At 71.7% G+C, this 11,880-nt stretch carries 13 protein-coding genes and 3 tRNA genes; 13 read left to right on the top strand and 3 right to left on the bottom strand.

Translation table 11 applies throughout. From position 1 onward, the window contains the following. Positions 1–76: 76 nt before the first annotated feature. Entirely contained in the window at positions 77–535 is a 459-nt protein-coding gene (locus tag M1R94_RS03540) for a Fur family transcriptional regulator (protein ID WP_249380277.1), read from the bottom strand. Between the two features lie 68 nt (positions 536–603). Between M1R94_RS03540 and M1R94_RS03535 the strand changes: the two genes are divergently transcribed. The 4 genes from M1R94_RS03535 (at position 604) to M1R94_RS03520 (ending at position 4,396) form a co-directional block, all read left to right on the top strand. After that, positions 604–1,632, top strand: coding sequence for an SLAC1 anion channel family protein (locus tag M1R94_RS03535; protein ID WP_249380276.1), 1,029 nt, complete (start codon positions 604–606; stop codon positions 1,630–1,632). A gap of 76 nt (positions 1,633–1,708) precedes the next feature. Next, a complete protein-coding gene (locus tag M1R94_RS03530; protein WP_249380275.1) occupies positions 1,709–2,653 on the top strand; it encodes a metal ABC transporter substrate-binding protein in 945 nt (314 codons plus the stop codon). Between the two features lie 34 nt (positions 2,654–2,687). Continuing rightward, entirely contained in the window at positions 2,688–3,590 is a 903-nt protein-coding gene (gene aztB / locus M1R94_RS03525) for a zinc ABC transporter permease AztB (RefSeq protein ID WP_249380274.1), read from the top strand. Further along, positions 3,587–4,396, top strand: a complete 810-nt coding sequence (locus M1R94_RS03520; RefSeq protein WP_249380273.1) for a metal ABC transporter ATP-binding protein — start codon at positions 3,587–3,589, stop codon at positions 4,394–4,396. The genes aztB and M1R94_RS03520 overlap by 4 nt, the downstream gene beginning before the upstream one ends. Positions 4,397–4,512: 116 nt before the next feature. On the opposite strand, the gene M1R94_RS03515 is transcribed toward M1R94_RS03520, so the two are convergent. Beyond that, entirely contained in the window at positions 4,513–5,004 is a 492-nt protein-coding gene (locus tag M1R94_RS03515) for a YajQ family cyclic di-GMP-binding protein (protein ID WP_249380272.1), read from the bottom strand. A gap of 176 nt (positions 5,005–5,180) precedes the next feature. Between M1R94_RS03515 and M1R94_RS03510 the strand changes: the two genes are divergently transcribed. The 6 genes from M1R94_RS03510 (at position 5,181) to M1R94_RS03485 (ending at position 6,790) form a co-directional block, all read left to right on the top strand. Further along, positions 5,181–5,265: transfer RNA gene (locus M1R94_RS03510), tRNA-Tyr, on the top strand. A 156-nt stretch (positions 5,266–5,421) separates the two neighbouring features. Beyond that, positions 5,422–5,494 (top strand) — tRNA-Thr (locus M1R94_RS03505). A gap of 65 nt (positions 5,495–5,559) precedes the next feature. After that, positions 5,560–5,636: transfer RNA gene (locus M1R94_RS03500), tRNA-Met, on the top strand. Between the two features lie 85 nt (positions 5,637–5,721). Then, positions 5,722–5,892 carry a 50S ribosomal protein L33 gene (gene rpmG / locus M1R94_RS03495; protein WP_199422648.1) on the top strand — a complete coding sequence of 57 codons (171 nt, stop codon included), beginning with the start codon at positions 5,722–5,724 and terminating at the stop codon, positions 5,890–5,892. A gap of 29 nt (positions 5,893–5,921) precedes the next feature. Beyond that, entirely contained in the window at positions 5,922–6,371 is a 450-nt protein-coding gene (locus M1R94_RS03490) for an FAS1-like dehydratase domain-containing protein (RefSeq protein WP_249380271.1), read from the top strand. After that, positions 6,368–6,790 (top strand): MaoC family dehydratase, encoded by a 423-nt coding sequence (locus tag M1R94_RS03485; RefSeq protein WP_249380270.1) that lies wholly within the window; start codon positions 6,368–6,370, stop codon positions 6,788–6,790. The genes M1R94_RS03490 and M1R94_RS03485 overlap by 4 nt, the downstream gene beginning before the upstream one ends. Before the next feature lie 35 nt (positions 6,791–6,825). Here the strand turns inward: M1R94_RS03485 and M1R94_RS03480 are convergent, their stop codons facing one another. Next, complete coding sequence (locus M1R94_RS03480; protein ID WP_249380269.1) at positions 6,826–7,890, bottom strand: LacI family DNA-binding transcriptional regulator; 1,065 nt, start codon at positions 7,888–7,890, stop codon at positions 6,826–6,828. A gap of 207 nt (positions 7,891–8,097) precedes the next feature. On the opposite strand from M1R94_RS03480, the gene M1R94_RS03475 reads away from it, so the two are divergent. Genes M1R94_RS03475 through M1R94_RS03465 form a run of 3 tightly spaced genes read left to right on the top strand, consistent with a single transcriptional unit; the run spans position 8,098 to position 11,880 of the window. After that, on the top strand, positions 8,098–9,468 hold the full coding sequence (locus M1R94_RS03475; RefSeq protein ID WP_249380268.1) for an MFS transporter: 1,371 nt from the start codon (positions 8,098–8,100) through the stop codon (positions 9,466–9,468). Positions 9,469–9,472: 4 nt separating this feature from the next. Beyond that, positions 9,473–10,726 (top strand): MFS transporter, encoded by a 1,254-nt coding sequence (locus M1R94_RS03470; RefSeq protein WP_249380267.1) that lies wholly within the window; start codon positions 9,473–9,475, stop codon positions 10,724–10,726. Then, a complete protein-coding gene (locus tag M1R94_RS03465) occupies positions 10,723–11,880 on the top strand; it encodes a UDP-N-acetylmuramate dehydrogenase (protein ID WP_249380266.1) in 1,158 nt (385 codons plus the stop codon). The genes M1R94_RS03470 and M1R94_RS03465 overlap by 4 nt, the downstream gene beginning before the upstream one ends.

Genomic DNA, 11,880 nt, shown 5'->3' with positions numbered 1-11,880 from the left:
GCCAGCACGCGGGAGAGGCCGTGCACGATCCGTGCGCGCTGCTCGTCGGGGATGCCGATGTCGACAGGGATGCTCATCAGGTGCTCCTCGTGGTCGTGCCTGGTGGGTTGGTGGGTGTGGTGGTCGAGGTGCGGCACTGCGGGCACATCCCCCAGAAGGTGACCTCCACCTCGGTGATCTCGTAGCCCTGCCGGTCGCCCAACGGGACGCACGGGCCACGGTCGGCGCGGCAGGCGATGTTCGTCACGGCGCCGCAGGAACGGCAGACCAGGTGGTGGTGATGGTCGTCGATGCAGCGCTCGTACCGCACTGCGCTGCCTGCGATGTCGACCCGGCGCAGGAGCCCGGCTGAGACGAGTGCGTCCAGCAGGTGGTAGGAGGCCTGGACCGACAGTGATCCGATGCGCTCCCGTACCCCCACGGCCACGTCGTCAGCGGTGAGGTGACTGCGCTCCGTCAGCAGGTCGAGCGCCGCGATCCTGGCGGCTGTGACGCGCAGGCGCCGGTCTCGAAGGAGCTCGGCGGAAGACGACATGGTGTTCAGGATAGGCAGTACATTGGATCTAATCAAATGATGGAAGCACTCACAGATGGAGATCGACGATGGGTGAGACCGCCTCCCGGCCTCGGGGTGGAGGCCCCGCGACCGCCGACGTCGAGCCCGAGGGGGGCAGTCGAGCTGCGAGGCTCTCGCACCTCCCGGTCACCTTCTTCGCCACGATCATGGGCTTCGCCGGGCTGGCGCTGGCCTGGCTCCGTGCCGCACCGGTCCTGGGAGCACCCCTCGTCGTCGGGCAGGCCCTCTTCTGGGTCGCCCTCACGGCCTGCGGTCTTGTCCTGCTCGCCTACCTGGCCAAGGTGATCCGTCACCCGGTTGCCGTGCGCATCGAGCTTCACCACCCCGTCCGGCTTGCCTTCGTCCCGACGTCGACGATCGCCCTCCTGCTCCTGGCCACCGCCGGGCAGGACTTCGCACCGGGGCTCGCGGCCGTCCTGTGGTGGTTCGGAGCCGTCGGCCAGCTCGTGCTGACGCTGTACGTGCTGTCCGCCTGGATCAGCCGACCGGTCTTCGGGATGCAGCACGTCACCCCGGCCTGGTTCATCCCCGTCGTCGGCATGGTCGCCGTGCCTCTGGCCGGCGTGACCTTCGGACCTGTCGAGCTGTCGTGGTTCTTCTTCTCCGCCGGTCTGGTGTTCTGGGCTGCCCTGCTGCCGATGGTGCTGACCCGGCTGTTCGTCCACGAGCAGCCTGTTCCTGATCAGCTGCTGCCGACCCTCGCCGTCCTGATCGCACCCCCTGCCGTGGCCTTCCTGTCCTACCTGCGACTCGCAGGAGGCGGCCTCGACACGGCCTCACGGGTGCTCTACTACACCGCGGCCTTCTTCGCCCTGCTCTTCGTCACCCAGGTGGGTCGCCTGCGCCGTCTGCCGTTCTTCCTCTCGTGGTGGGCCTACGCCTTCCCCCTCGCGGGCCTGAGCGTCGCCACCACTGCCATGGCGCGCGAGGTCGGCGGAGGCTTCCTCTCGGCCGCGGCGTGGGTGCTGCTTGCCGTCATCAGCTCTCTGGTGACGCTCCTGACCGTGCGCACCGTCGCCGCGATCGCACGGGGTCAGATCTGTGTCCCCGAGTGACCGCGGGACCCGGCCGGCAGGCGTCGCCAGAGCGACTCACATGATCGATGTGGTGTCACCACGAGGAGTGTGCGGAATGGACAGAGGCTTCACGGCACGGACCGCTGCAGGTGCTGCGGTCATCGTGCTCGGCATGACCGGGTGTGCCGCGACCGGAGGATCGGGCGAGGTCGGGTCGACGCGTGATGCGGTCTCGGTCGTGGCCTCGACCACGATCCTGGGCAGCGTCGCCGGTCAGGTCACGGCCTGCGGGGGAGGTGAGGTCCAGACGTTGATGCCCGTCGGCGCAGACCCGCACGACTATGCACCCTCGTCGGCCGATGTCGCGGCGATGGTCGAGGCCTCGCTCGTGATCACCAACGGCCTCGGGCTCGAGGAAGGGCTGGCCTCCGCGCTGGGTACGGCGGAGGAGGACGGCGCCACCGTCCTCGAGGTGGGGCCGGCGGTGGACCCCCAGCCCCTGTCGGGCGCGACCGGCTCGACAGACCCGCACGTGTGGCTGGACGTGTCTCGGATGGCCACGGCCGCGACCCTGATCGGCGACGAGCTCGCCACCGTCACCGGCGACGCGACCTACGCCGCGTGCGGTGCGCAGGTCGCGACGACCCTCACGGAGACCGACGCGCAGGTACGGGCCATCCTCGACGCGGTGCCCGCCGCATCGAGGGTCCTGGTCACCGACCACGACGCCTTCGGCTACTTCTCCCGCGCCTACGACTTCACGGTCATCGGCGTCGTGATCCCCGGAGGCTCGACCTTGGCCCAGCCGAGCTCGTCCGAGCTGGCGGGCCTGGCCGAGACGGTGCGCAGGGCTGGGGTCGAGGCCATCTTCGCCAACACGGCCAACAGCACCGCGCTCGTCGACGGGCTGGCCCACGAGGTCGGGACGCGAGTCTCCGTCGTCGAGCTCTACGTCGGGAGCCTGGGCGCGGCCGGATCCGGGGCGGACACCTATCAGACGATGATGCTCGCAGACGCGCATCTCATCGCCGATGCGCTCGCGGACCAAGGGTCACCGTGACGCCCGTGACGCCCCGGATGGGCACGGTGGTCGCGTGACGCTCCTCGAGTGGTTCACCGACCCCTTCGCCCTCGGCTTCCAGCAGCGCGCCCTGCTCGGCGGGGTCCTTGCCGGACTCATGTGCGCGGTCGTCGGGACCTGGCTCGTCCTGCGCGGCATGAGCTTCTTCGGAGACGCCTTCGTGCACGGTGTGGTCCCGGGCATCGCCGCGGCGGTGGTCCTGGACACCAGCCCGGCGTTGGGTGCCGCGGTGGCCGCCGCCGTCATGGTCGCCGGGATCGAGATCGTCAGCCGTCAGACCCGGCTGAGCGAGGACACCGCCATCGGGCTCCTGTTCGTCGGCATGCTCGCCCTCGGCGTGGTGATCATCTCCAGCGTGGACTCCTACACCGGGAGCCTCACGACGATCCTTTTCGGTGACGCCCTGGGCGTGACCCGTCAGGACCTCGTGCAGCAGGCAGTCCTGGGTGGGGTCGTCATCGGCGCCTCGGTGGTGATGTATCGACCGTTCCTCGCGCTGTCGTTCAACCGGCAGAAGGCTGAGCTCCTCGGGATGCGTCCGGGCAGGGCTCACGCCGTCCTGCTCGTCCTCATCGCTGCGGCGGTCATCGGCAGCTTCCAGTCCGTGGGCACCCTGCTGGTCTTCGGCCTGCTCGTGGGGCCGCCCGCCACTGCTGCCCTGGTCGTCCGGACGGTTCCCCGGATGATGGCGGTCGCCGCGGCACTCTCGGTGGTGTCCGTCTGGCTCGGCCTGCTCCTCAGCTACCACCTGGGGACCGCAGGGTCCGCCACCATGGCACTCGTGCCGATCGTGGCCTTCTTCCTGACGCTGGCCTGGACGACGGTCCGCGCCAGACGCGCGACGGCCCTGGACCAGGACGAACCGCAGTCGGCGGTCGCTGATGCACCGGCCACTGGTCCGACGGTGACGCGATGAGCCTCGTGGGCAGGGCGCCGCACGAGGGCTGCGGAGCCGGACTGCTCGCAGAGGCGACCGACCTCGTCCTGCGGTACGGCAACCACACGGCGCTGGCGCGGTCCACCTTCACCATCCCGCTGGACGGCGTCACCGCGGTCATCGGCCCGAATGGTTCCGGCAAGTCCACGCTCCTGCACGCACTGGCAGGGCTGGTCCCGGTCGCTGAGGGTCGGCTGCGCGTGCTGGGTGGTGATCCGCGGGCGGCGCGGGACGAGATCAGCTACGTGCTGCAGTCCACGGTCGTCCCCCACTCGACCCCGATCACGGTGCGGGAGACCGTCGGGATGGGCCGGTACCCGCGTGTCGGACTGTTCCGCCGTTTCGGTCGCGCCGACCGGGCACAGGTCGCCGAGGCCATGCGTCGGATGGGCATCGAGAACCTTGCCGGTCGGCACCTGCACGAGCTCTCCGGCGGGCAGCGTCAGCGGGTCTACGTCGCACAGGGGCTGGCCCAGGACCACTGGGTCATGCTGCTCGACGAGCCGCTCACCGGGCTGGATCTGGTCTCCGCCCGAACGATCGACGGACTCATCCACGGGGACGGCCGGGACGGTCGAACCGTCGTCCTCACCACGCACGACCTGAATGAGGCCCGGGCGGCCGACCACGTGATCCTGGTCAGCGGACGCGTCGTGGCCAGCGGGTCACCCGAGACCGTCTGCAACCGGCAGAACCTCGAGGTGGCCTTCGGCCTGGGCAGCCTGCACGGCTGGGGCGGCTTCCTCGACGACCCCGCCCACGACCCGCACCACACCCTCCCGTAGCCGATGGCCGGGTCGTCGCTCGGCCATCATCCTGCCGGTCCGTGCCGACTGCTCACTCGATCGACAAGGTGTCGGCGGCAGAGTGGCGGGCGTCGTACCGGCAGACCTCGGGCGCCTCAGCGGTAGTTGATGAACTGCAGCGCGACGTCCAGGTCGGAGCCCTTGAGCAGGGCGATCACCGACTGGAGGTCGTCGCGGCTCTTGGCCGAGACCCGCAGCTCGTCGCCGGTGATCTGCGTCTTGACGCCCTTGGGTCCCTCGTCCCGGACGATCTTGGCGATCTTCTTGGCGTTCTCGCTGCTGAGCCCCTCCTGGATCGTGGCCTCGAGCCGGTACTCCTTGCCCGAGGCCTTGGGCTCGCCCGCCTCGAGTGCCTTGAGCGAGATCCCGCGCCGGATCAGCTTGGTCTCGAAGACGTCGAGGATCGCCTTGACCCGCTCCTCGGAGTTGGCGGCCATCACGATGGTCTCGCCGCTCCAGGTGATTGATGCGCCGATGTTCTTGAAGTCGTAGCGCTGCGAGACCTCCTTGGCCGCCTGGTTCAGGGCGTTGTCGACCTCCTGGCGGTCGACCTTGCTCACGACGTCGAACGAGGAATCGGCGGCCATGTGTCCTCCTGGAGATGTGCCTGCGGTCGGTGCGTGCGCGCTCCGCGGGGGAGCGACGCGTCCCGCGCCCGGGTCCCGGGGGGTCGGTGTCCGAGGAGGGGCGTGGAGTTGCTATCCTTCCATCCGCACCTGTGCTGCACGAGCCCGATCGGGCTCGGTGGCACGGACTGCACCCTGGCAGGTTGCCCGAGCGGCCAAAGGGAGCTGACTGTAAATCAGCCGCGTCACGCTACGGGGGTTCGAATCCCTCACCTGCCACCAGGGACCTGACACTGCGGCCCCGCCTCTCGAGGTGGGGCCGCAGTGCTGTCAGAGGCCGTGGGTGCGGGCCCCGGGGCGGGGTCCGGCAGGGGTGCAGGGCGGGTACGGGGCCGGATTTCGCAGGCAGGCCCAGGCGCGTGTACCCTGGCACGCGCTGCCCCGATAGCTCAGACGGCAGAGCGTCTCCATGGTAAGGAGAAGGTCAAGGGTTCGATTCCCTTTCGGGGCTCTGTTGGTGCCCGGAGGTCGTGGAGGACGGTTCGCCGTTCTCCACGGCGCACCGGGTGCCGATGCGGCGGGGTAGCTCAGGTGGTTAGAGCACACGGCTCATAATCGTGGTGTCGCGGGTTCGAGTCCCGCCCCCGCTACCACAGTGGATTGAAGGTGCGAGCCGGCCGGCGGCTCGCACTCGTGACAGACCAGGCGCTGCAGAGCAGCGCGAGAGGTGGCAAGACCGTGGCCAGCAAGAGTCAGGACGTCCGTCCGAAGATCACGCTCGCATGCGTGGAGTGCAAGGAGCGGAACTACATCACCAAGAAGAACCGGCGCAACGACCCGGACCGCCTGGAGATGAAGAAGTTCTGCCCGCGCGACGGCAAGCACACCGTCCACCGCGAGACCCGCTGACCCTCCGGTCTCCCCGGGCTGACGAGCCGATGGCCATCAACCTCGCGAACGCCGGCCGCACCTACCCGCCCACCGCTCCCTACAGCGTGGGACGCGAGGCGGTGCGCGCCTTCGCGCTCGCGGTCGGGGCCCGGCACCCCGCTCACCACGACGTCACCGCGGCCCACGCGCTGGGCCACCGCGACGTCGTGGCGACCCCCACCTTCGCGGTGGTGGTCGCCCAGCGGGCCGAGGCCCAGCTGATCGAGGACCCCGAGGCAGGCATCGACTTCAGCCGTGTGGTCCACGCCGAGGAGCGCTTCACCTACACCCGGCCGATCCTCGCCGGTGACGAGCTGGTGACCGTCCTGCACGTGGACAGCATCGTCGAGCGCGCGGGTCTGGCGATGGTCACCACCCGGTGCGAGATCTCGGACGAGGACGGCGAGCCTGTCGCCTCGGTGGTCTCGACCCTCGCGGTGCGGGGTGAGGAGGCGTGAGCCGCCCCGTCCTGGCCGAGCTCGAGGTCGGCCAGAGCATCGGTTCCCTCGCGGTCGGGCTCGACCGGACCAGCCTGGTGCGCTATGCCGGTGCCAGCGGTGACCTCAACCCGATCCACTGGAACGACCGCTTCGCCGCCGAGGTGGGGCTGCCGGGTGTCATCGCCCACGGCATGCTCACCATGGGTGCGGCGGTCGAGCTCGTCACGCAGTGGGCGCAGGACCCTGCGGCCGTGGTCAGCTACGGGGTGCGCTTCACCCGTCCTGTCCCGGTGCCCGACCCCGGCCTGGCCACCCTCGAGGTGAGCGGCGTCGTCGGTGCCGTGGACCTCGAGGCGGGTACGGCCCGGGTCGACCTCACCGTGACCGTCGAGGGCGTCCGCGTCCTGGGTCGGTCGCAGGCCACCGTCCGCCTCTGACCCCGGCCTGCGCGAGGGCCGCCCGGCTCCCGGTCTCAGGGGTGCGGAGGGCCGGTCGTCGTACCGATCCGCAGCTCGACGTCGAGCAGCGTGGTCCCCGGGTTCTCCCCGGCGATCATCGACGCCACGGCACGGGCGATGGTCTCGCCCTTGAGCGCCAGGGGCTGGGCGACGGTGGTGAGCACGTCGGGTGACATCCAGGGCAGGTCGAGGCCGTCGAAGCCTGCGACCGAGAGGTCCTGCGGCACCCGGAGCCCGCGCTCCCGCGCCGCGAGGACCACGCCGGAGGCCAGCAGGTCGGACTGCGCGACCACGGCGGTGGGCGGGTTCGGCCCGTCGAGCAGCAGGTGGCCGGCCTCCTTGCCTGCCTCGACCAGCGAGGCGGTGCTCTCGACCACCGCGGTCGGGACGACCCCCGCGTCGGTGAGCCCCTCGAGGCGGTGCCGCGTGGGGGTCCAGTTGAGGGCAGCCATCCTGGCGTCGTCCACGAGCCCGAGCCGTCGGTCGCGTCCGAACGGCAGCGTGACGGTCGCGATGCGTTCGTGCCCCAGTGCGAGGAGGTGGCGGGCGAGGTCCGCGGTCCCGCGGCGGTCGTGGATGCCGACCACCGGGATGCCGTCGATCTCGGGGCCCTCTCCGATGACCAGGGGCACGCCCCGACGCTGGAGCGCGGCGAGCACGGGGTCCTCCGTCCGTGCGCCCCAGATCAGGACGGCGACATCCATCGGCGCGGTCTCCAGCAGGGGGTCGATGTCGCCCGAGCCGTCGGTCGCCGGCGTGGCCGGGATGAGCAGGACGCCCAGACCCATCGTGCCGAGCGTCCCGACCAGGCCGTCGAGCACCTGGATCGAGACCGGGTCGCGGAAGCTCCGGCGCAGCTGGTCACCGATGACGACCGCCACGATGCCGCTGCGACCGCTCCGCAGCGACCTGCCCAGCGGGTTGGGACCGGTGTAGCCGAGCTCCGCGGCGGCGGCTCGGACCCGGGCGCGCGTCTCGGCGGCGATCGGGCCGGCACCCGAGAAGGCGAGGGAGGCTGTCGAGACGGAGACCCCTGCTGCCGAGGCCACGCTCGCGAGCGTCGGACGGGTGTGCGTCATCTCACCTGCCGGGTGGGGGGATTCTCGGTTGACGGTTGGCCAGCCTATCGGCAGACTTGGGGGCACACCCTCGAATCGATTCGATGCGCCAGTTCCTCGAGCTCCCGCACGTGACCCTCACGAAGGTGCACCGGCCCGACGGCGTGCCACCTCCCCACACCGCCACCACCGCGCCCGCACGCCTGCGAGCCACCTGGAACGAGTCTCATGCCGTACTCCCGCGCCACCGCTGCGCGAACCCGTCCCCGCGACGCCCACCTCGCCCCCGAGGTGCTGCGAGCCCGCCACCTCCTGCTGGGCCTCTACGGCCTGCTCGGGCTCACGGTGTCGAGCTGGCTCGCCCGGCTGCCGTCGGTGCGCAGCGCGCTCGACCTGACCACCGGCCAGATCGGCACCATCCTGCTCGTCGGAGCCCTCGGGTCCCTGATGACGGTGCTGGTGGCCGGAGGCGCGGTCGCCCGATGGGGGAGCCGCGCGGTGCTGACCACCGCCGCGGTGGTGTTCTCGGTCGCCACGGTGCTGATGGGCCTGGGGCCGACCCTCGGCAGCGTCGCGGTGCTCGTCGCCGGCATCTTCGGCATGAGCATGTCCTTCGCCCTCGGCAACGTCCCGATGAACGTCGAGGCGGCCGTGGTCGAGCGGCGGATGGGGCGCACGGTCGTGCCGCAGTTCCACGCGGCGTTCTCGGTCGGCAGCGTCGTCGGCTCGTTGATCGGCGCTGCGACCGCCTGGGGCCAGGTGCCGGTGCTCGTGCAGTTCAGCGCGGTCGCCCTGGTCGCCCTGGTCTGGCGTCTGCTCGCGATCCCGGGTGCGGTGCTGCCGCTCGCGCGGGCCGTCACCCACCTGCCTCCCGGTGCCCCGGCACCGACCCGTGGGGCGGGGCTGCGCACCGCGCTGAGCGCGTGGCGCGAACGCCGTACGCTGCTGATCGGCGTCGTGGTGATGACTGCGGCCCTGTCGGAGGGGTCGGCGAACAACTGGCTCGCGATCGCGGTGGTCGACGGCTTCGCCGAGACCGAGGCGGTCGGGGCGCTGGTCTTCGGGGTCTTCGTGGCCTCGATGACGGTCTCCCGACTGGCCGGCACGCGTCTGATCGACCGCTTCGGCCGGGTGCCGGTGCTGGCAGGGTCGGGTGTCGTCTCGCTGCTCGGCCTGGCCCTCTTCGGTCTCGCCCCGAGCCTTCCGCTCGCGGCGGTCGGTGTCGCCGCCTGGGGGCTGGGCGCCGGGCTCGCCGTGCCGATCGGGATGGCGGCGGCCTCCGACGACCCCCTGCGCGCCGCCGGCCGGGTGGCCGTGGTGTCGGCCTTCGCCTCGGTCGCGTCGATCTCCGCACCCCCGGTGCTGGGGATGGTCGCCGAGGCCGTGGGCATCCGCCAGGCCCTGCTGTTCATCTGCGTCGGGATGGTCGTCAGCATCGTGCTCTCCGGCCGGGTCCAGCGGCTCGAGGAGATCGACGGCCGGACCCTGCCCGATACCCTGCCCGAGGGTCTCGACGCCGCTGCCGTGACCCCGTCCCTCCCGTTCGAGGGCACCCACCCCGCGGAGCTCCGTCGTGAGCCCGCCGTCGCTGCGAGGTGAACCGGTGAGAGCAACTGACGTCGAGAGGTACGTGCACGTCGCCTCGACCGCGGTGTTCGCCGTCTTCTTCCTCAACGGCTTCAACTTCGCGAGCTTCGCCTCACGGCTCCCCGCGGTGCGCGACGCCCTGGCGATGAGCCCGGCCCAGCTCGGGCTGCTGCTCCTGGTGGCCTCGATCGGCTCGCTCTCGGCGCTGCCGCTCTCGGGACTGGTCGTGCAGCGGCTCGGTGCGCGGCGCACCATCGTGTTCTTCGCGACCCTCAACGTGACGGGTCTGCTGCTCGCCTCGACCGGGGTGGCCCTGGGATGGCTGTCGTTGGTGGTCCCGGCGATGATCATGTTCGGCATCGGGACAGGCGTGTGGGACGCGGCGATGAACATCGAAGGGGCTGCCGTCGAGCAGCGCCTGGGCCGCGCCATCATGCCGCGCTTCCACGCCGGCTTCTCGTTCGGCACGATGGCCGGCGCGGGCCTCGGGGCGGTCGCCGCCTGGCTGCACGCGCCCGTGCTGGTGCACCTTGCCGTCGTGCTGACGCTCAGCCTGACCGGGGTGCTGGTCGCAGCGCGGTACCTGCTGCCCGAGGGCACCCACGACGCGGTGGACCACGAGCCGAACGCCGCCGCCCCTGAGCCGGGTGCGAGCCCGCGGCGTGCCGTCAACGCCTGGCGTGAGCCCCGCACCCTGCTGATCGGGCTGGTCGTGCTCGCCGCGGCGCTGACCGAGGGCGCCGCGAACGACTGGGTGAGCCTGGCTGTGGTGGACGGCTTCGGCACCTCCCACGCGATGGGCGCGGTGGGCTTCGGGGTGTTCGTCACGGCGATGACCGGGATGCGCCTGCTCGGCACCGCTCTGCTCGACCGGTGGGGAAGGGTCCGCGTGCTGCGGCTGTCGGCGGGTCTGTCGTTGGCGGGTCTGCTGGTCTTCGCGCTGGTGGGACCCCTGTGGCTCGCGCTGATCGGTGTGGTGGCCTGGGGGATGGGCGCCGCCCTCGGCTTCCCGGTCGGGATGAGTGCGGCCTCGGACGACCCCACGCGCGCGGCCCCGCGGGTCGCGGTGGTGGCGACCATCGGGTACAGCGCGTTCCTGGCCGGGCCGCCGCTGCTGGGGATGCTCGCCGAGGTCACCAGCTACCGTTCGGCGCTGCTGGCGATCACGGTGCCGGTGGTGATCGGGCTGTTCGTCCTGCGCGCCGCCGAGCCGCTCCCCACCGCCGCGGGGGCACGCCCCCGCGAGGAGCGAACTAGCCTGGGGGCGTGACGTCCACCTCCTCCGCGGCGACCCCTGCACCCACCCGGGCCCCCGCGCTCGCCGATCTCACGACCCTGCGCCTGGGTGGACCGGCCGGTCGGTACCTCGAGACGACCTCGGACGAGGAGCTCGTCGCCGCGGTCCGCTCGGCGGACGACGCGGGTGAGCCGGTCCTCGTGCTCGGCGGCGGCTCGAACGTCGTCGTGCACGACGACGGCTTCCCGGGACTGGTGGTGCGCGACGTCCGTTCGGGCATCGAGGTCGAGGCCGCGGACACCTGCGGAGGGGCGAGCATCCAGGTGCCGGCGGGCACCCCGTGGGTCGACGTCGTCGACCGCGCCGTGGTCGAGGGGTGGGTGGGGGTCGAGGCGCTCGCCGGGATCCCCGGGTCCACCGGGGCGACTCCCGTGCAGAACGTCGGCGCCTACGGGCAGGAGGTCTCGGGGGTCGTCTCGACCGTGCGGGTGTGGGACCGGGACGAGTCCCGGGTGCGGACCTTCACCCTGGGGGACCTGGACTTCGGCTACCGCAGCTCGGTGCTCAAGCGGTCGCTGCGCGGGCCAGACGGCGGGCCGTCACGGTTCGCCCCGACGCCCCGTCACGTGGTGCTCGACGTCGGGTTCCAGCTGCGTCTGGGCACGCTCTCGGCTCCGGTCGCCTACGCCGAGCTGGCGCGTCGCCTGGGTGTCCCGGTGGGGGGCCGCGCTCCGTTGGCCGAGGTGCGCGCGACGGTCCTGGAACTGCGCGGCGGCAAGGGCATGGTGCTCGACCCGGCTGATCCGGACACCTGGAGCGCCGGCTCGTTCTTCACCAACCCGATCGTCCCGGCCGCACTCGCCGACGGCTTGCCCGAGGGTGCTCCTCGGTACCCGGTGCGGTCCGCCCGCCCCGAGCGCACGACCGGGCCGAGCCTCGGGGCGGTGGACGGGTCGGTGGTCAAGACCAGTGCTGCCTGGCTGATCGAGCACGCGGGCTTCGGCAAGGGGTTCGGGCTCCCCGGTCCGGTGGGCCTGTCGACCAAGCACGCGCTGGCCCTGACCCACCGGGGGGGTGGGAGCACCGCCGAGCTGCTCGCGCTGGCGCGCACGGTACGTGACGGGGTGCGCGACACCTACGGCGTGACCCTCGAGCCCGAGCCCGTGCTCGTCGGCTGCACCCTCTGA

It is taken from the genome of Actinotalea alkalitolerans (genome assembly GCF_023369855.1).
Classification (GTDB): domain Bacteria; phylum Actinomycetota; class Actinomycetes; order Actinomycetales; family Cellulomonadaceae; genus Actinotalea.
Note: the sequence above shows the minus strand (reverse complement) of the source record. Positions and strands in the feature narration are given on the sequence as shown.